The organism is Mesorhizobium sp. CNPSo 4671, from assembly GCF_057784245.1.
On sequence record NZ_JBWLUW010000010.1, the window covers coordinates 1 to 18,274 of the forward strand.

The following is an 18,274-nucleotide window of genomic DNA, read 5'->3' on the forward strand; positions in this document are numbered from 1 at the left end:
ACGGTGAAGGCACCGGCAAAGCTCTGCGTGTCGGTGGTCGAGCCGGCGGGCCCGGTGCCCGAGCCGGCAACGCCGTTGGTCGCCGCCGTCAGGTAACTCTCGTCCACGTTCAGCGTCGGCGCCGCCGTCCCGCTCAGCGTGATCGAGGGAACATCGTCCTGGATATTGATTGAGATGGTCGACGTGGATGTATTGCCAAGACCATCGGTCACCGTGAACGTGAACACGTCCTGCCCGGGTTGCACGTTGGCGCCGTCGTTGCCCGCCGGAACATTCGCCTCCGGCGACGTCAACGTATAGGTGTAGGTGCCATCCGCGTTGACGTGCAGGATGCCGTATGTCCCAGTGATGTTCGTGCCGACATTGCCGCTCACGTCGCTGCCGATATTGCCTGATGCAACGCCGGTCACCGTCGCCCCGTCGGGATCCGAGAATGTCAACGTGCCAGTCTTGGTCTCCGAGCCGTCGCCTGCATGCGAGCCGTCAACCGTCCCGGGACCCAGGTCGCCGGCCGGCGGCGTCGTGTCGAGGCCAGCCTCGTTCACCGTCGCAATCTCTGCCACCACACGCGGCTGGCTGCCGGTCACTTCGATCGTCAGCGTCGCCGGCGAGGTGTCGCCGTCGCCGTCCGTGATCGTGTAATTGAAGACGTCATTGCCAGTCGGCGTATTCGGGGTGGCCTGATAGCTGTAGTCGCCATTGGCGAAGACCGTCAGCACGCCGTGCGCGCCCGCTACCGTCGTCACACCGTTGTTCGTTACCGAACCCGTCCATGCGATCGATGCGATGCCGTCCGCACCCGCAGTGTCAGCCGCGCCGGTCCCGTGAGTGCTTGTGCCGGTCTCGACATTGCCCGTTACCTTCTCACCGGACTGCGCGGCGTCCGTGTCGTTATGCGCCGTCGGCACGTCGTCCTTGATCGAGATCGTGATCGTCGAGGTGCTGGTGTTCCCAAAACTATCTTTCAGCGTATAGGTGAACACGTCCTGTCCGGGCTGCACGTTGGTGCCGTCGTTGCCCGCCGGAACATTCGCTTCCGGATTGGTCAGGGTATAGGTGTAGGTGCCATCCGCATTGACGTGCAGGACGCCGTACGTGCCATTGACGTTCGTGCCGACATTGCCGCTCACGTCGCTGCCGCCACTGCCTGATGCAACGCCGGTCACCGTCGCGCCGTCAGGGTCCGAGAAGGTCAGTGTGCCCGTCGTCGTCTCCGAGCCGTCGCCTGCATGCGAGCCGTCTACCGTCCCTAGGCCCAGGTCGCCGGCCGGCGGCGTCGTGTCGAGGCCCGCCTCGTCGACTGTAGCGGCCGCGGGCGATACCTGCGGCTGGCCGTTGGCCACCGTGATCGTCAGCGTCGCCGGCGAGGTGTCGCCGTCGCCGTCAGTGATCGTGTAATTGAAGACGTCATTGCCCGTCGTCGTATTCGGGTTGGCGTGATAGCTGTAATCGCCGTCGGCGAAGACCGTCAGCACGCCGTGCGCGCCCGTTACCGTCGTCACGCCGTTGCTGGTAACCGAACCCGTCCAGGCGATCGACGCGATCCCATCGGCTCCCGCCGTGTCCGCCGCGCCGGTGCCGTGGGTGCTCGTGCCGGTCTCGACATTGCCCGTCACCGTCTCGCCGGACTGCGCGGCGTCCGTATCGGCTTTCGCCGTCGGCACGTCGTCGATGACATTGATCACCAGGTTCCCGGAGGCGGGCTGGTTGTCCAGGTCGGTCACAACGACCGCGAAGCTGGGTGCCGCTTCCGTATTGGCTCCGTCGCCAGCCGTGGCGCTGTGGTAGTCTGCTGTCAGCGTGTAGCTGTAGTGGATCGTGCCCGTGCCGTTCGCGCTGGTGTACTCGTACCAGGCGCTCACTGTGCCGCCCGTGGTGGCGTCCGTAAACGTCGTCGGATTGCCCGAATCGCTCGACAGCGCGTGGCCGCCCAGCGACACCGAGTTCACCCCATCCTGCGAGGTGAAGCCGATCGTGCCGCTCACCGCGTTCGAGCCGTCATGCTGCGAGCCGCTCGCCAGTCCCGCCTCGTACACGATCGCACCGGCAGCACCCGCGGCCGGGATGCCGCCCAGCGTCGGCGGCTCGTTGCCGATATTGATCGTCAGCGTGGTGTTCGACTGGTCGCCGTCACCATCCGTCAGCGTGTAATGGAACACATCGTTCACGCCGCCCGGCGTGTTCGTCGCACGGTCATAGGTGTAGTGGCCGTCCGAATACAGCGTCAGCGTACCGTACTGCCCCACGATCGTCGTTCCGGTGACTGCGGACGTCACGTCCTGCGCCGCGCCCGTTCCATAGGCCGAGGTCACGCTCGCGCCGTCCGCACCCTTCACGTCCGCGCTGGCGGACGGGTCGGTCTCGCCGACGCCCGTGATCACGTTGCCCGAGATCTGCGTATGGCTGCCCGCTCCGACGTTGTTGGCGTCCGCGTTCGCCGTCGGTACGTCGTCCACAATCTGGACCGACAACGTGCCCGGAAGGGAGACGTCGCCATCGGTGTCGGTGACGGTGACGGTGATGTTGTCGAATATGGAATCGACCCCCGGGCCGGGGTGAGCAGCATTATGGACGAGCGTGTAGCTGTAGCTCACCTGGCCGGTGCTGGCGTCGTAACCACTGATGGTCAGCACGTTGCCGAGCGGCGTGGTGATCTCGATCGGCGTCGATGCGCTGTTGGCAAGCGCGGCACCTGAAATTATCTGGCCGGCGATGGTCAGCGAGCCGACACCGTCGGGCGAGCTGATGGTAAAGGTGCCGGTGTTGGTCTCGGACTGGTCGCTGTTGGGGGCGGGATTCTGCGCCTCGCCGGAGCCTTCCGAGCCGGAGCTTGCCGGCAGGCCTTTTTCATTGACGATGGTGTCACCGCCAGCGACGGAAGGCGTCAGGTCGATGATCGACGGTATGGAATTTGGCTTGAGAATAGACGGGAACAGTTCGCGACGTTCCGGCTGGCCGAATGCCAGATCCGTCGGCGGCAACAGCGCCGACAGGCCGAACCCGTTGCCGATACCGCCAGGGGGAACTGAGAAGTCTCCGCCCGCGCTCGAGGCTGAACCACCGGGGCCCGCCGATATCGACCCGTCGGCGCCGAAGGCGACATCGACATGGCTTGCCTCCAACGCCGCGATCAAGGCCACGCGCGGCACTTCGACGTCGCCGATGACGAAGGTAGGCACGTTGAGGGCGCCGTCCTTGATGACGATTACCGAACCGTCCGCCTGCTCGAGGACGAGGTTGTGGCCGTCGACCTTGATGTTGTCGATCGAGACATTGGCGGGAAGTTTCACCACATTGCTGGCGTCGGCCACATATTCGTGCGGCGCGGCCGCCGCCGGGGCCTTGGCCTCCGCGGGCGCTTCCGGTTTGACGGGCGTGCCGCTGCCGACATCGACGGGAACCGGCTCGGCGGCCGGGGCGGCCTTTGGCGCCGGGCTGGCTTCCGCGACCTGGATCTGCGCCTGCGACGGCAGGCCGTTATGTTCAGAGTGCTCGTCCCAGGAATGAGAGACGGTGTCCAATTCGTTACTGGTGGTCATAGCCAAACCCCTCCGGCATTTACTGGGAACAGACAGTGACCACTTCTACTTTGCAACTATGCCGCAATCCGTTTCATATATTCCGATATGCTGGCTTCGGCATTTTTTATGCGTGGTAAACTCGAAACATATAACCCGATATACATTGGCTGGTATGATGAGGGTTGGCGTCCGCCGCTTGGTAAAGAGAAGTATAAACTTGTATAAAATTTTACACAAAATAGAGGGCATCAAGTACAGGAAACTTATCCACCTTCCTTTTCAATAATTTGAGACGAGATTGGTAGCGTCCACAGTCAAAGGTGGGCGTTATGACAAAAGAAAAATCTGCCCTAGCGGCAACCAGGCTCAAAGCGCTGCTGCTGGCAATCGGCATTATGAGCCTGCCGCAGCCATCGTCCGCGAGCGCTTTGCCGGCACGGATCGATTCGGCCGGCTCGCTGTTGGCGGAGGTCGAAGCGCCTCCCACTCTCGGCGGCATTTCGCTGCTGCGGCCGCAGCCTTGGCAGCCCGCCTCGACCTACCGAATCGGCATGGTTCTGGGCAGCTACGGTCCTGCCTCCATCGATCAGCAAACCGGCTCTTCGACGGCACTGGGCAATGCCGGGATCGATCCCATCCAGACGGCGGCGATCATTCCCGGCGTGTTCGGATCGGTTGCTCTGTCCATGCATAATTTTCCGGTTTCCGCGCGTTGGGCACCGGTCTACAAGGCAATCGTCGACTGTTCCGCTGGCAGTGGGTGTGATGGCAAGAACAGCATCTTCACCGCGATCGTCGATGCTGCCAAGGACAAGCGGTTTATCGACAAGCTGTCCTTCATCAACTCAAGCATAAACCACGCCCTCGCCTACAAGAAGGACAGCGTGGTTTACGGCAAGCTCGACTACTGGGCCAAGCCTTCGGAAATTCTCGAGCATCGGGCGGGCGACTGCGAGGATTTTGCCATTCTCAAGATGGCGGCGCTGCTGCGTGCCGGCATTCCGGCGCAGAGCATGTCGCTCGTTGTTCTGCAGGACCGCAAGCGCGGTTTCTTTCATGCCGTGCTGTCCGTCAGCACCGGCAGCGGGGTCTTCATCTTGGACAGCCTGAGCAACGTCGTCTCGCACGACAGCGATCTTCCCGACTACGTGCCATTGTATTCGTTCAGCACCGACCGCGCGTGGATCCATGGCACCAGGCCCGGCGCGGCCCAGGTCGCCGATGTCAAGGGCGGTCTTGCGACGGTCGCACCCGGCGAGGGCCTGCAGCCGTAGCATTCCCAGGACAAGGCGCCCGTTAAGGGACGCCTCCGTTCTTCGATATCGCCCCCTGAAGCGAGGTCACGTTCGGGCGATATGTGTTAACCGCCAAAAACAAAGGCCATCAGCAGCTCCGGCTCTAGCACCGGCGCCCGCGCAGCATTCAATTGTCCCCGGTAGCGGCGGTCGCCTGCACCGATGACGAAACCGGTGGCGACCGGTGTTTCGCCATTGGCGTCGAGCCGCGCGAATATGTCAGCGACGTTGAGATCCAGGGCAAGCTTCAGGTCGTGGCGCGCATCTTCGCTTGGCGCGACCGGCAATTGACGCCTGACCAGTTGCTGGAATGGCGCGTTGAAAGTCAGGATCCTCTTCGACGACGAGAGCGCAAAAGCCGGTGACGGACAGGCGACCAGAATGGCGTTGATCGTCTTGATCGACGCAAGCCTTCGCAAGGTCTGGTTTTCATCGGCCAATCCGCGCATGCAGGCCACCCGGATTGCCGATGTCAGGTTTCCTGTGTGGGCATGGCTTTCGGCGATCTCGTCGATCAGCATGCCGATCGTGCATTTGCGGCTTTCGGCCATCTGCTTCAGCGCGGTCCAAAACGCCCGCTCCAGACGAATGCCGCGTCGCGTGCCGCCACGCGCCACGACCCGGAACTCCAGGCCGAAATCCTCTGTCGCCATGGGTGGGAGCAGCCGCTCGCGATCGGCAAGTGGGGAGGTCGCGCTATCGTTCACTCATTGCCTCCTCCCGTGCCTTGTTGATAGGCTTCAGCAGATAGGTGAGGATGGTTTTGTGTCCGGTCTTGATGTCGACCGAACAGATCATCCCGGGAATGATCGAATAGGTCTTGCCATCGCGCGTCAGCGTCGACCTCTCGGTTGCGACGCGCACCTGGTAGTAGGGCTCGCCCGTCTTCTGGTCGACCAGGCTGTCGGCGGTGATGTTGGAGACCTTGCCTTCGATACCGCCGAAGATCGAGAAATCATAGGCGGTTATCTTGATCAGCGCGTCCTGGTCCGGCCGGATGAAGGCAACATCGCGTGGTGAAACCCGCGCTTCGACCAGCAGTGTCTCGGAAGTCGGCACGATGCCGGCCACGACCGCGCCGGGCTGCACGAAAGCGCCGACCGTGTTGATATCAAGCGTGTTGACGATCCCGTCGACAGGCGAGCGGATGTCCGTGCGCGCCACCTTGTCGGTGGCGCCGCGGATGGTCTCATCGACCACCGAAAGATCGGCCAGCGCCTGCGTCAGGTCGCTCAGCGCCTCCTGCTGCAGCTGCAGGCCGAGCTCGTTGACTTGAAGCTTGGCTTCGGCGATGGCCGCCTTGGCTTTCTTGATGGTTTCACCGGCGAGGTTCAGCTGCCCATGCAGTTCGGTCTGCTCCCGCTCGACGCGGATCTGCTCGGTCTTGGCCATCAGCCCCTTCTTGACCATGGACTCGACCAGCGCCGTTTCCCGGTCACTGACTTCGAGATTTTTGGTGAGGCGATCAAGGTTGGCGGTGGCTTCGTCCAATTCGTTCTGGCGCTGATCGAGACGCGATTTGAGGACCGACAGCTTGACTTGGAAGTTGTCGCGACGTGCGATCAGCAGCTTCTGCTCGTTGTCGCAGATTTCCGGGGCGACCTTCTGGATTTCGGGCGGACAGGGAAATGGGCCTTCAATATTGCCGCTCTGTTCGAATTTGAGCCGCGCAATGCGCGTCTGAAGCGCCCGTGCCTTGGCTTGCTGCTCGCCAAGGCTGGACGTGTTCATCGTATTGTCGAGGCGGATGATGAGATCGTTCTTCTTGACGACCTGCCCGATCGTCACGGCAATTTCCTGAACGACGCCCGGCTCGCTGGATTGGATGATCTGGGTTTTGGAAGCCGGTATGACCTTGCCGTCGCCGCGCGCAATTTCGTCGACCTCGGCAAAGGACGCCCAGGCGACAGAGGACACAAAAAGTGCCCCTATGATGAACAGAGACGCCGACGCGAAAAGCGGCGGCCGGTCTTCCCTTCCAAGCATGTCCTACAACCCCAACGCATTGAATGCGTTCAATAAGTCTGTTTTTCAGGCGTTTGTTTTCTGCAGCGCCTGTATCACTTGATCCTTCGGTCCATCGGCAACGATCCTGCCTTGCTCGATGACGATAAGACGGTCGGCCAGTTCGAGCATGCTGAAGCGGTGCGTTGAAACGATCAGCGTCGTGTTCCGGTCGAAGGCCACTTTGAGCTGCTTGATCAACTGCCGCTCGGAAGCCAGGTCCATCGATCCCGACGGTTCATCCAGGAAGACGATTTTCGGTCTGGTCAGCAAAAGGCGGGCAATCGCCATCGTCTGCCTCTGGCCGCCCGAGAGATTGGTGCCGCGCTCGCCGACATTCATGTCGTAGCCACGCGGGTGACGGGAGACGAAATCGTCGACGCCAGCCGCCTTGGCCGCTTCGACGATCTGCTCATCGGTCGCCTCCGGACATGCCATCAGGAGGTTCTCCTTGATGGTGCCCGAAAACAAATCGTTGGCCTGCGCGACGATCCCGACCGCGGCGCGAACCTCCGAAGGGTGGTATTGGCGGATGTCGATGCCGTCCAGCAGCAGCTCGCCTGATGTCGGCAGGAAGAGCCTGCCGATCAGCCGGCCCATGGTTGTCTTTCCCGAGCCGATACGGCCGATGATGCCGATGCGCTCACCGGGCTTCACGGAGAAATTCAGACCGGTCAGAACCTCGTTCTCGGAGCCCGGATAGACAAAGCCGACATTCCTGAACATCATCGCGCCATTGCGAATGGGCCGGTTGACGAAACCCACCGTATCCGGGCGATCCTCCGGCTGCGCCATGATCGAGTTCACCATGCGCAAGGAAAGCATGGCCTGGCGAAGTCTGGACAGGGTGATGGCGATCTGGCCGAGTGGAGACACCGCCCGGCTGGCCAGCATGACGGTGCCGATGATGGCTCCGGTGGAGACGTGTCCTTCCGAGAAGGCATAGGCGCCGGCCACGATCAAGGCGACGGTCACCAGCTGCTGGATGGCCTGCGTTATGTTGCCGGCCGCCGCCGAGAGCTGCTTGATCTTCTCGGACGTGTTGGACGCGTTCTTGGAATGCTCCCCCCATTTTCGCAACAGATACGCCTCGGCCCGCAGCGATTTGATCGTCTCCAGCGTGGAGATGGATTCGACCAGCAGGGCCTGCCGTTGCGAGGCCTCGTTCATGGAGGCCGCGACACGCTTGCCGATACGCCGCTGCGTGATCAGTCCGACGATCACGGACGCGACGAAGGCCAGCGCGGGGATGATCACCAGCCAGCCGCCTATCGCATAGATGACCAGGAGAAAAATGAAGACGAAGGCCGTGTCGATGAACACGCTGATGGTGTTCGAGGTGAAGAATTCGCGAACGAATTCATACTGCGTCACCCGATTTGCGTATTCGCCCGTCGAGCCGGGCCGTGCCGACAGGGACGAATTCAGCACTTTCTCGAACAGCAAGTAGGAAATACGCAGATCCGCCTTGCGCCCGGCGTAGTCGATGAGGGACGCCCTGGCGGTCTTCAGCAGCAGGTCGAACAGGATGACCGCGCCGATGCCGATCGACAGCACCCAGAGCGTCGATATCGCCTTGTTCGGCAGGATCCTGTCGTAGACGTTCATGGTGAAGATCGGCGAGGCTATGGCCAGCATGTTGATGAATATTGCCGCCAGGATGACCTTCGAATAGGTGCGCCAGAACGGGCCCATCGTTCCCGTCAGCCAATGTCGCCGCTCGATCTTCGGCGCCGAACCGACGTTCATCCCCTCGGCGGCGTTGGCATAGGTTATCGAGAAGGAGACGCCGCCACTGATGTAGCTGGCGGCCAGCTCGGATCTCGGGATGGTTATACGACCGTCTTCCTGGGGAGCGGTGGTGAATGCGCCGTCCTCGGTTTCGGCCAGAAGGGCAACCGGCAATTGGCTGACGCGAAACACAATAGCGGGGAGGTCGATGCGCCCCCGAAGAAAGTCACGATGGCTGAACTCGGTGATTTCAAGGCCGATGCGCTCGGCAATATGCCGGATGGCATCGATGTCGATACGGGTGTCCGACAGCGGCACGCCGGCGAACAGAACCGTTTGCGCGCTCGGCCTGCCGAGATATCCGGCAATGGCCGAGAAGCAGGCCTTGAACGCCTCCTTGGGGGAGAGGATGTTGGGTTGCTGGTTCACGATCCGCCCACAGGGACTTTCGATCGACCCTTACATCCGCTTACTTTTTCCTGACCGGTGCCAGGATATCGAACGGCAGGTCATTTTTCTGTTCCGAAGGCGTCCGCGCATAAGTTTCGGTGTCGGCCGTTTCCGGTGCCGCGAACTCGGTTCGCGCGTAGGCCGCGGCCTGCTTTGGCGGATGGATATCCATGGTTTTCAGCAATTGCCCGGTCGCCGCCAGAAGCCGATATTGGGCAAAGAGAGAGGCGTAGGATGCGGTGTCCGCCAGGGTCGCCGTGTTGAACCGCGTATTCTGCGCATCCAGCACATCGAGCAGTGAGCGCTGACCGACCTTGAATTGCTCGCGATAGGACGCGACCAGCTTCTCGTTGGAAGCGGCTTGCAGCTTCAGGGTCTTTGCCAGGTCGGCTTGCCGGAAACGGCGATCCCACGATGTGCGAACGGCCTCTTCGATTTCCCGCAGCACCTGATGCATCGCAAGCCGCTGCTCACTCGTGCGACGGATCTGCTCCTGTTCATTGGCCTTGTCGATGCCGCCCCGGTACAGGTTCCACCGCAGCACCAGGCGTGCCTGCAGGTCGGACGTGTCTCCATTGTCGCCGTCGATGTCATACCCAGCCCGAGCGACGCCTTCGGCGACGATCGAGGGGCCGTATTTCGCCCGGGCCGCGTCCACCAGCGAGGCCGCCGCGGCGATATCGCTATCGGCCATATGAACACGCGGATTGCTCTCCCGCGCAAGGCCGATCGCATCGTCCAGCGACCTTGGCAGCGCGCCGGAAACATCGGCCGGCCTCGATGCATTGGTCAGCGGCTTCCCGACGGTCTTGAAGAACCGTATCCTCGAGGCCTCCAACTCCTCCGAGGCTTCCTGCATGCGGGCCTTGGCCGCAAACAGCCGCTCCTCGGCTTGCTGCCGGTCGGCTTCATTCAACCCGCCGCCGGCAATGCCTTCCTGGATGTCGTGGAGGATTGCTTGATGGAAGCCCAGGTTCTTCTTTGCCTCGGCCACGATCGAAGCCTGAAGCATGTATTCGAGGTAGTCCTGGACGACCGAGAGCCCGATGAATTCCGACCGCTCCAGCACACGAAAGGACGCGCCGTCGACGCGCGAGGCCTGGCGATTCAACTCGGCTCGCCTTGCGCCGCTGTCATAGACGGTCTGTGAGACTGTCAGATCGGTTTCTGCCGGATAAAGCGCGTCGTGCTCTATGGAGAGTGCGCGTCGAGACGAGTTGTCGAGACGGCGAGCGCCAGCGGACGCCTCCACGTCGACGCTGGGAAGATAAAGCCCCTTGGCCTGGCGCAGCTCGAACTCGATCGCCTCGCGATTTTCTATGGCCTGGCCGATTTCGGGATTGGATTCGACGGCAACCGTCATTGCTTCCTTGAGCGTAAGTGCACTCGCACTTGCGCAGCTCAGCATCGTAGCCGCCATCAAAAGACCCAGGCGCCTGCCCATGGCTGACATGCTTGTCGTATTCATCTAACCCGCCCCAACGTTTTCCGTGCGCCTTTTCCCACAGCGCTACAACCAAGCCTGAGCTTGCCGTCACACATTATCCGACAGTTTCACGAAATATGTGAGTGATTATTAAATTAGATGGTCCTGAGGGAGCATTTCCGATCATAAGGTTGAGAAATGTAGCAAAAATGGCACAACACCCGGTCCGTTGCGGTTGTATCCAGCCGCTGCCGGGGGCTGAAAAGACAAAGGGGCAATCGCTCCTGCAAGCAGCGTCCTGTGAAGTGCGGTGAACTGGCTGGCATACTGGCAGCGTCGAACGGATCGTCGCCGGAATTTGGCAATTGTTTTTCGACCACTATGGTGCCAGCGGGAGGAACGACGGCTGGACCGAGGCTGAATTGCCGGTCGCTGCCGCTAAATCCAGCGCCCAAGCAGCAGTAACGCTCCTCCGTTAAGCCTTGCGCAATCTCCGCAATCTATGCTGACGCCAGATTGTCGAGGGCAACATGAAGCGCAAGTCGATATTACTCTTCGCTTTTCCCGCATTCATCCTGACGACTATGGCAGGCGAGCGAGCAGCAACGTTCCTGCTCGGAACCTATCCCGCCAGCCCCGCAATGTGGTGGATCTGGCTTGAACTGCGTCCCTTGTCGGCGATGTTCTGGCAACAGGTCGACCTTTATCTGGGCGGTTCGATGGCTCTGGATGCCGTGATCCTGATTGCCGCGGGGATCGCCTGCTGGAGCGCTTGCAGTGTCAGAAGGTCAGCGGCCTTTTTCCTTTCCAATCACTTGGCCCTGCTTTTCGCCGGGTTGATGATCGCGGCCAGCAGCCATTCGGAAACGGCGAGCACGATTGCCGCGTTCACGGCACCCAGCGGGTTCTCGTTTTCGCTGATGGCCGATCTCACCTGGGAGAACAGCCTCGTGCTGGTTCTGGGCTTTGCGGCCTGCGCCTACTGTCACGTCGCGTTCCTTCGCGAAACCCGACAGCATGGCGAAGCATTGGCCGTGCGCCTGATCGCCTTACAGCGTGATTTCTAACTCTGCTGACTGAGCGTTTCGAGAGAGCGCCAGTATCGCCCGCCTTCACGCCAACTTTTTTCAATTGATCTTGCGATAGTAGACCTTGCCGTCCGGCGTTTCCGTTCGCTGGTATCCCGGATTGGGGGCCGGCGGTGCGGTGGCAACCCTTCTCTTGGGTGGCCGCGGCGTATCGGCAATTGCGGGTTCGGCCGCGACTTCGGTGGCAGGAGACGCTTCCGCCACGGTACTCGTCGCGACAACTGGTTCCGGCGCGCTCGAGACGTCGGCGTCGCCGGCCATTGGAAGGTTCTGTTCCAGGCGGGCTATGTTGCCGTTGACCTCGTTGAAACTGCCCTGCAATTGGCTGTCCAGCTTTTCAAATCGGCTTTGAAAGCCGTTGTTGACCGTGTCGAGCCGGGCAACGATCCGCTGCTCGAACGTGCCGAGTTCCTCGAGACGTCCCTCCACGGTGCGCAGGTCGTTGATGCCTCGATAGAGATAGATGGCGGCGGTCGCGTTCAGCACGGCAAATAGCGTCAACCCGACACCGACCACGACGGCCAGCCGCGACCGGCTCGCATCCCTGTCGAGCAGCTGCGGTTCAATGGGCTCGGCGGAGACCGTCGGCACATGCGGGTCGCTGATTGTCGTCATTGAACCACCACCTTGGTGCCAACTGGCACGCGCTTGAAAAGATCGATCACGTCCGTGTTGGTCAGGCGAAAACAGCCCGATGTGCCGTCGAATCCCACGCCCGAGGGATCGTTGGTGCCATGGATACGATAGAGCGTGTCGTGTCCGTCCTGAAGCAGATAAAGCGCCCGCGCGCCGAGCGGGTTGTACGGGCCCGAGGGCACCAGCTCCGGCAGTTCCGGCTGGCGGGCGCGCATTTCCCGGGGCGGACGCCACTGCGGCCATTCCGTCTTGGCTCCGACCTTGACGACCCCGGTCCAGCCAAATCCGTCACGCCCGACGCTGATCTGGTAGCGCAGCGCCTGGCCCTGGCGGGTCACCAGGTAGAGCGCCTTCTCGTTCTTGCGGATGACGATCGTTCCCGGCTGCTCGCTGGTTGTGAAGGCAACCGCCTTGCGCAGGCTTGGCCCCATCGCCGGCAGCGGCGGCCGGTCCGAAAGCCCTGACCGTGCCCGGGCGAAGTCCTGGACCGACAGCGCCAGCACCAGGCTGAGCACGCAGGCCCCGGCCAGCCTGGGGACGATTCCGTGTCTAGCGGGCAGCATCATCGAGCCGCTCTTTGAACATCCGCTTCAGATCCTTGTTGAAGCGCGCGCGCCCATCCACTTCGGAGGGCAGGATCGCCCGGTTCAAGGCATCGCTCAGAAGGGCATTGTCCAGCGCAACCGATTTGATGTGCGGCGCCTTGAATATCTTCTCGAGCTCACTGCGCGAAAAATGGTTCCCGAACCATTTGCGCTTGTGCTTGTTGGCGACGAGCGTGATGCTGACCGCATTGCCGCGCAGCTCGCGGATCTTCTTGTAGAGCCGCTTGCCTTGCCGCAGCGAGGCGACGTTGAGTTCGAAGACGATGAAGATCTCGTCGCTGGTCGAAAGCACCGAATTGTGCCAGGGCGTTTCGATATTGGGCAAATCGATGACGATGTCGTCGAAGCGGTAGGCGACGAGGTCCAGAAGCCGGAAGACGAAATCGCTGCCGTGCGGCTCGAAGGGCAGTTGCGGCCTTTCGAACGCATAGAGGGTTAGACCGGACGGGCGCGTAAGCTTGATGACGTCCATCAGCTCGACATCGAGCCTTTCCGGCTGGCTGATAATGCCCGAGAGATCGAACTGGTTGAACAGATTGAGATAGGCGCCGCAATTGGCGCTCTGGAAGTCGAGATCGACCAGGCAGGTCGAAGCCCCGCGCTCGGCCGATTTCGAGGCCAGGAATTCGGCCGCCGACAAAGCGAGCGTCGTGGCGCCGGCGCCACCGCTGGCGCTGATGAAGGTGATGATCCGGCTTTTCGTGCCCTGGTTGCCGGTATCGTGGAAGGTCACCGCGTTGAGCAACTCCTTGCCGTCGAGCGGCTTGTGCAGCCAGTCCGACGCGTTCATGCGCACCAGCACGCGTGTCTGTTCCGACGTCAGCTCGTTGGAAACCGCGATCAGCGGCACCGTCGCCCACAGCGCACGCGCCTCGACGATGCCGGATCTGCCGAGCAGTTCGCCATTGCCGACATCGAGGATGACGATACCCGGGCGCGTATCGACCGGTGGACCTTTCAGAAAATCATCCGTCTCTGAAATCCGGACGTCATAGATCGCCAGCGCATCGAGCCGCGTCGCCGCCTCGCGCTTGAAATTCGCGTCCGACGAGAACAGCGCCACTTGCTTTCGCTTGGTCGGTGTAACTTTGGTGTTGATGGCGTTCATGGAAAGGTGCTCTTCATATCTTCGCCCGTAGCCGTGCTCCGCATGGAGGGCATGGTGATGTTTCCGAACCCAAGCAGTCCGCCCAGAAAGAAGAATTGGAAGGGATGATTGGTGATACTGACCGTGATGGTCGGCACCGGGCCATTGGGACGCGTCCAGTAGCCGAGGCCGGACGCAGTGTATTGAACTCGAACCTCGGATTTCTTCAGGGTCGGCAGGAAGCTGTGCATGCCGGCGCGGCTACCACTGCCATTATAGATGGCATCGAAGGAAGTCTGGTTCGCGGTGAGATCGATGCAGCTGCCCGTTCCGCAAACACACGATACGGTTCCCGCGGTGTTGGCGGTACAGATGTAATCGTATGTGCCGGCCGGCACCGCATTGCCGACATCCAGAGAGTCGCTCGGTGTTCTTCCTTCAGAAGCCAGCCCGCTGGCGACCGGCGTGGAGATCTGCGCCAGCCTGGCGCCCGTCTGCACAGCCTTGTTGGCCGCATTCCACTGGTAGAAGGCATAGCCGAAATCGACAAAGCCGAGCAGAAGGGTCAGCAGCAGCGGCATCGCGATGGCCATTTCGACCATTGTCGAGCCGGCCTGGCTGATGCCGAACCGTCTGCCAGCCATCACCATCCGAGGACGCGCTCCTGATGGGATGCACCGATACTGAAGGTTCCCAAACCCAGATATCCCCACAGTCCGATGCCGGTATAAGGCAGCGAGGTGCTCACCTGGACGACGTCCACCGTCGCCGTGCTGCTCAGATAGAGTTCAGTGCCTGTGGTGGCATCCACAGCTAAAAGGGAAGTCGGCTTGGTGACCGTCACTTGGTCCGTGGTCCAGCCGGAAACCCTTGGGGTGCCGCCTGTAATCGTGCCGTTCACCGCGAGGTTCTTGCCATACGAAACGCAGTTGGCCCAGTTGCTGTCGTTGCAGCGCGCCAAATAGCGCGCCGCATCGTTGACGCCCGCTTCGAGCAGCAGGCGCGTGTTCAGGATGTTGGAGAATTCGAATATACCGGCAGAGAGCAGCAGGACGAAGGGAACGGCAAGCGCCACCTCAACAAAGGCCGCGCCATCGTTGTCGCGATGGAACCGCTGGATGATTTGGCTGAGCGCGATCAACATGGCTCTACCGGTACAATTGAGCTTCGTTGCGCTGAAGCTTCTTCAGCGTACCCTGGCCGACGGTCGTGCTGATGTCTTGCATCTCGGCATATATGTCGGCGTTGGGCGACCCGCCCGCTGGTTCCGTTACAAACACACTGGCAAAGGCCTGCACCGGCAATGCCTGGCTGCCGCCTTGGACAATGTTGGCCACGCAGTCGATGATCGCGACGTAGAGAAGCCGGCGGTCGGCGGTTTGCGTCGTTGTGTTGCACTGCGGCGGTGTCTTCTCCTGTCCGCTCTTCAAGGAAGGATTGTTGATCTCGTAGTTGTAGACGCAGTAGCGGCTGGGGTTTGCGCCGCAACCTGAGGGTGGGTTTGCCAGCACCCCGGCAGTGCTGGCATTGCCATGGTTGACCGTCCAGTACCCAGCAAAATCCCAGGCGCCGTCGCCGAGCACACCTGCCTGGGCGCAGCCACCCGAGTAAAAGCAATTGTCCCTGGGCAATGCCTTGTAATTGTTGGCCTGTCCGCTGTTGGGCACATCGTAGCTGCAGTTGCCGCCGTTGTTCTTTACCACCATGCCTTTTCGCACGTTCGGTGCAGGCGGAGCGCTTGAGGGGACTAGCTTGCCGCTACTGCCATTCGGATAGATGTCGAAACGTGTGTTGATTCCGTCGTTTACCGGAGGAATGTTGCCTGGGCGGGTCGTGACGCCATTCTGGCTAAAGCAGGCCGCGGGACTGGTCACGGCGAACATCTCTGTCAGTTTTTGCGTCGACTTGTCGCCCTCCGGAGTTGCCAGAAAACCATAGTTGCCCGGACCGTATTGCGCAGTGTTGCCGCCCTGCTGTTCCTTGAGCCAGATCATAGGCTTCTGCGTTCCTGACAGCGCAGTCTGCAATGCGCCCAGACTCGTATACGGGTTGCAGATGAACATCGGCGTGAACTGACACAACGCATTGGTGAATCCCGCCACCGCTTGTGGCCGCAGGTCCATGGTGTTGTTGGCGCCGACAAAACTCGCCGGAAAGATTGTCGCGAACGCACCCGCACCGGCTGTCAAGCCGGAGGCGTTCACGGTCACTTCCGCGAATTTTACGGCTTTGGGATCTGTGCTTGCCCAGTTTACACCATTGGCATCGACACCGGCAGGACTCAGCGCGACGCTGTCGCTGGCAGGTATACCTGTCAGGTACGTGACGGTCAGGTCGGCTGGGGCGAGTTGGTGATTGCCAGCTGTCGAAAACTTTGTGCCGTTGGCCAAGAGGTTGGCTACAGCCCGGTTGGCCCGCGTGATCGCATCGGTATTGCCGTCGAGTTCAGCGGCCGCCGCAAGCGCATACGCATCGACACCTTTCTGCAGATCGTTGTGAAGTCCGTCGGCCCGGCCCATATCGATGGCCAGCAATGCGAACCCGACAAGCACCGGCAGCATGATGGCAACGAGGATCATCGCTATACCGCGCTGATCGTTCCAGAACGCACGAATGGTCCCCAACATGACCTTACTCTCTGCCTTCTTGCGTCAGGGCTCCTCGCATGCCCGGCGCCCTCCGCATCCTTCCGTTCAGCTCACTGCTTTGTCACACCCGACCCGCCGACATTGACCGTGATCGCCGGCGGCGGCGGAGGCGGCGGCGGAAATTTGTAGCTTTGGGCAACGGCGGCGGCACGCGTGCCGTCGCCTTCGATATGCGTGTTCCTCGAAGCCGGATTGAGCGGGTCGACCGTCTGCAGCAACGAATTGTATTTCTGCGTGTCGCCGGCGGCCAAGGTCACCGTGTCGTAGTGGTTCAGATAGTCCGCGGCGCAGCCCGTCAGCGCACCGGCGCACAGAATGAGGATCAAGGCGCTATTTCTTGACATAGAGCATCTTGTCCTTCGATTTGAAGTCCAGCATGTGGCCATAGGGGCCGGTGACGCCGTCGCCTGTTTCATATTTGCGGATCATGTCCTTGTTCACTTCCAGCTGACCGAGGATGAAGAATTCCGGATCGTTGGCCGGCCGCGTCTTGTCGAACGGCGTCGCCAACTGCTCGCCTGGTTTCACCGGCCGCACGATATGCGGCGTGACGATGACGACCAGTTCGGTCTCTTCCTTCTGGTTGCTCGAATTGCGGAACAGCGATCCGATGACTGGAACCTGGCCGAGCCACGGCACCTGATTCTGCAGCTTGGTGGTCTTGCTCGACAGCAGCCCGCCGACAGCGAAGCTCTGGCCATCGCGCAGTTCAACCACGGTCGACAGTTTGCGATTGGTGAATATCGGGTCACCGGCGGTTGTGAAGCTGGTCAGGTCGCTCACTTCCGGCGCCAGCTTCATGTGGATTTTGTTGTCGTCCAGTACGACAGGCGTGAACAGAAGATTGACGCCGAATTGCTTGAACTCGATCTGGACCTGGCCATTGGCATCGACGCTGCGGATAGGGATCTCGCCGCCGGCGTTGAAGCTGGCCGGCTCGCCCGAAAGCGTGGTGAGGTTGGGTTCGGCGAGCGTACGAACCACGCCCTTTGCCTCGAGCGCCTCTATGATGAGGTCGACCTTGATGTTGCTGTCGATAACGCGGGTGATCAGTGCCGCGAAGGGGTTAGCCTTCGAAAGAATACCACTGACAAGGTCTCCCGCTCCGAGCACCGTTCCATCCGCGTCGACGGTGGCGTCGCCGGTTCCGACTTTGGTCGTGCCGCTCCGGTTGGTACTCTTGATAGACACGCCAAGATCCCGGCCTGCATTGCGCTTCGCCTCCAATATACGCACAGCCAAATTGACCTGCTGGCTGTCGTCGACGATGACAGAGTTGATGATGGCGTCGGGACCGTATTGTTGGGCAACTTCGAGGATCGATGCCAACGTCGCGCCGTCCTTGACATGGCCGCCAAGCCTGACCTTGCCGTTGACCGAGCCGATTTCGATGCGTGACTTTGGCGCCACCTGACGGATCGCCTGCGCCATGTCGCTGACGTCGACGCCGACCTCGATCTGGATGACGCCGAGCGAGCGCTTGTCCGGGGAGAACAGATTGACCGTGGTGGTGCCGGCCCCCTTGCCGATGACATAGAGCGTGCGGTCGGTCATCGGCTGGGCATCGGCGATCTTCTCGTCGCCAACGACGATATCACCAAGATTGGCGCTCACCTGGATCGTCACCGATTGCGACACCGGCAGGAAAATACGATGGACGCCGGGATTCGACACGTCGATGAAGCGGTCTGCCGCATCAACTGCAAGGCTCGATAGCAGCAGCGCCGCCATACAGGACAAAGCGGCCGCCACCCTTATCCAAAAACCCTGCATCCCCCGTCTC

General features: G+C 61.2%; 15 protein-coding genes. 2 read left to right on the plus strand and 13 right to left on the minus strand.

The window, feature by feature from the left end:
- Positions 1-3,539 (minus strand): beta strand repeat-containing protein (locus tag AC04SF_RS25240; RefSeq protein ID WP_488479977.1); only part of this gene is annotated, 3,539 nt, incomplete at its 3' end.
- 377 nt (positions 3,540-3,916) lie between these two features.
- Between AC04SF_RS25240 and AC04SF_RS25245 the strand changes: the two genes are divergently transcribed.
- Entirely contained in the window at positions 3,917-4,795 is an 879-nt protein-coding gene (locus tag AC04SF_RS25245; protein WP_488479978.1) for a transglutaminase-like cysteine peptidase, read from the plus strand.
- A gap of 86 nt (positions 4,796-4,881) precedes the next feature.
- Here AC04SF_RS25245 and AC04SF_RS25250 read toward each other — a convergent pair whose 3' ends face one another.
- The 4 genes from AC04SF_RS25250 to AC04SF_RS25265 are packed head-to-tail and all read right to left on the minus strand — an operon-like array spanning position 4,882 to position 10,469.
- Positions 4,882-5,523 carry a ribbon-helix-helix domain-containing protein gene (locus AC04SF_RS25250; RefSeq protein ID WP_096454085.1) on the minus strand — a complete coding sequence of 214 codons (642 nt, stop codon included), beginning with the start codon at positions 5,521-5,523 and terminating at the stop codon, positions 4,882-4,884.
- Positions 5,513-6,802 carry an HlyD family type I secretion periplasmic adaptor subunit gene (locus AC04SF_RS25255; protein ID WP_488479979.1) on the minus strand — a complete coding sequence of 430 codons (1,290 nt, stop codon included), beginning with the start codon at positions 6,800-6,802 and terminating at the stop codon, positions 5,513-5,515. Before AC04SF_RS25255 ends, AC04SF_RS25250 begins: the two co-directional genes overlap by 11 nt.
- Before the next feature lie 45 nt (positions 6,803-6,847).
- A complete protein-coding gene (locus AC04SF_RS25260) occupies positions 6,848-8,980 on the minus strand; it encodes a type I secretion system permease/ATPase (protein ID WP_488479980.1) in 2,133 nt (710 codons plus the stop codon).
- Between the two features lie 40 nt (positions 8,981-9,020).
- A complete protein-coding gene (locus AC04SF_RS25265; protein WP_488479981.1) occupies positions 9,021-10,469 on the minus strand; it encodes a TolC family protein in 1,449 nt (482 codons plus the stop codon).
- Positions 10,470-10,957: 488 nt separating this feature from the next.
- Here AC04SF_RS25265 and AC04SF_RS25270 point away from each other — a divergent pair, with 488 nt between their 5' ends.
- A complete protein-coding gene (locus AC04SF_RS25270) occupies positions 10,958-11,494 on the plus strand; it encodes a hypothetical protein (protein ID WP_488479982.1) in 537 nt (178 codons plus the stop codon).
- Positions 11,495-11,554: 60 nt separating this feature from the next.
- Here the strand turns inward: AC04SF_RS25270 and AC04SF_RS25275 are convergent, their stop codons facing one another.
- From AC04SF_RS25275 to AC04SF_RS25310, 8 genes are all read right to left on the minus strand, one after another.
- On the minus strand, positions 11,555-12,130 hold the full coding sequence (locus AC04SF_RS25275) for a hypothetical protein (protein WP_488479983.1): 576 nt from the start codon (positions 12,128-12,130) through the stop codon (positions 11,555-11,557).
- Entirely contained in the window at positions 12,127-12,717 is a 591-nt protein-coding gene (locus AC04SF_RS25280) for a L,D-transpeptidase (RefSeq protein WP_488479984.1), read from the minus strand. Before AC04SF_RS25280 ends, AC04SF_RS25275 begins: the two co-directional genes overlap by 4 nt.
- Positions 12,701-13,864: a CpaE/TadZ family protein gene (locus AC04SF_RS25285; RefSeq protein WP_488479985.1), complete on the minus strand. Its 1,164-nt coding sequence runs from the start codon at positions 13,862-13,864 to the stop codon at positions 12,701-12,703. Before AC04SF_RS25285 ends, AC04SF_RS25280 begins: the two co-directional genes overlap by 17 nt.
- Positions 13,861-14,493, minus strand: coding sequence for a TadE/TadG family type IV pilus assembly protein (locus AC04SF_RS25290; protein ID WP_488479986.1), 633 nt, complete (start codon positions 14,491-14,493; stop codon positions 13,861-13,863). The genes AC04SF_RS25285 and AC04SF_RS25290 overlap by 4 nt, the downstream gene beginning before the upstream one ends.
- Positions 14,487-14,987 (minus strand): TadE/TadG family type IV pilus assembly protein, encoded by a 501-nt coding sequence (locus AC04SF_RS25295; RefSeq protein WP_488479987.1) that lies wholly within the window; start codon positions 14,985-14,987, stop codon positions 14,487-14,489. Before AC04SF_RS25295 ends, AC04SF_RS25290 begins: the two co-directional genes overlap by 7 nt.
- Before the next feature lie 4 nt (positions 14,988-14,991).
- On the minus strand, positions 14,992-16,470 hold the full coding sequence (locus tag AC04SF_RS25300; RefSeq protein ID WP_488479988.1) for a TadE/TadG family type IV pilus assembly protein: 1,479 nt from the start codon (positions 16,468-16,470) through the stop codon (positions 14,992-14,994).
- A gap of 71 nt (positions 16,471-16,541) precedes the next feature.
- Positions 16,542-16,817: a hypothetical protein gene (locus AC04SF_RS25305; protein ID WP_488479989.1), complete on the minus strand. Its 276-nt coding sequence runs from the start codon at positions 16,815-16,817 to the stop codon at positions 16,542-16,544.
- Between the two features lie 4 nt (positions 16,818-16,821).
- Positions 16,822-18,264 (minus strand): type II and III secretion system protein family protein, encoded by a 1,443-nt coding sequence (locus AC04SF_RS25310; RefSeq protein WP_488479990.1) that lies wholly within the window; start codon positions 18,262-18,264, stop codon positions 16,822-16,824.
- Between the last annotated feature and the right edge of the window lie 10 nt (positions 18,265-18,274).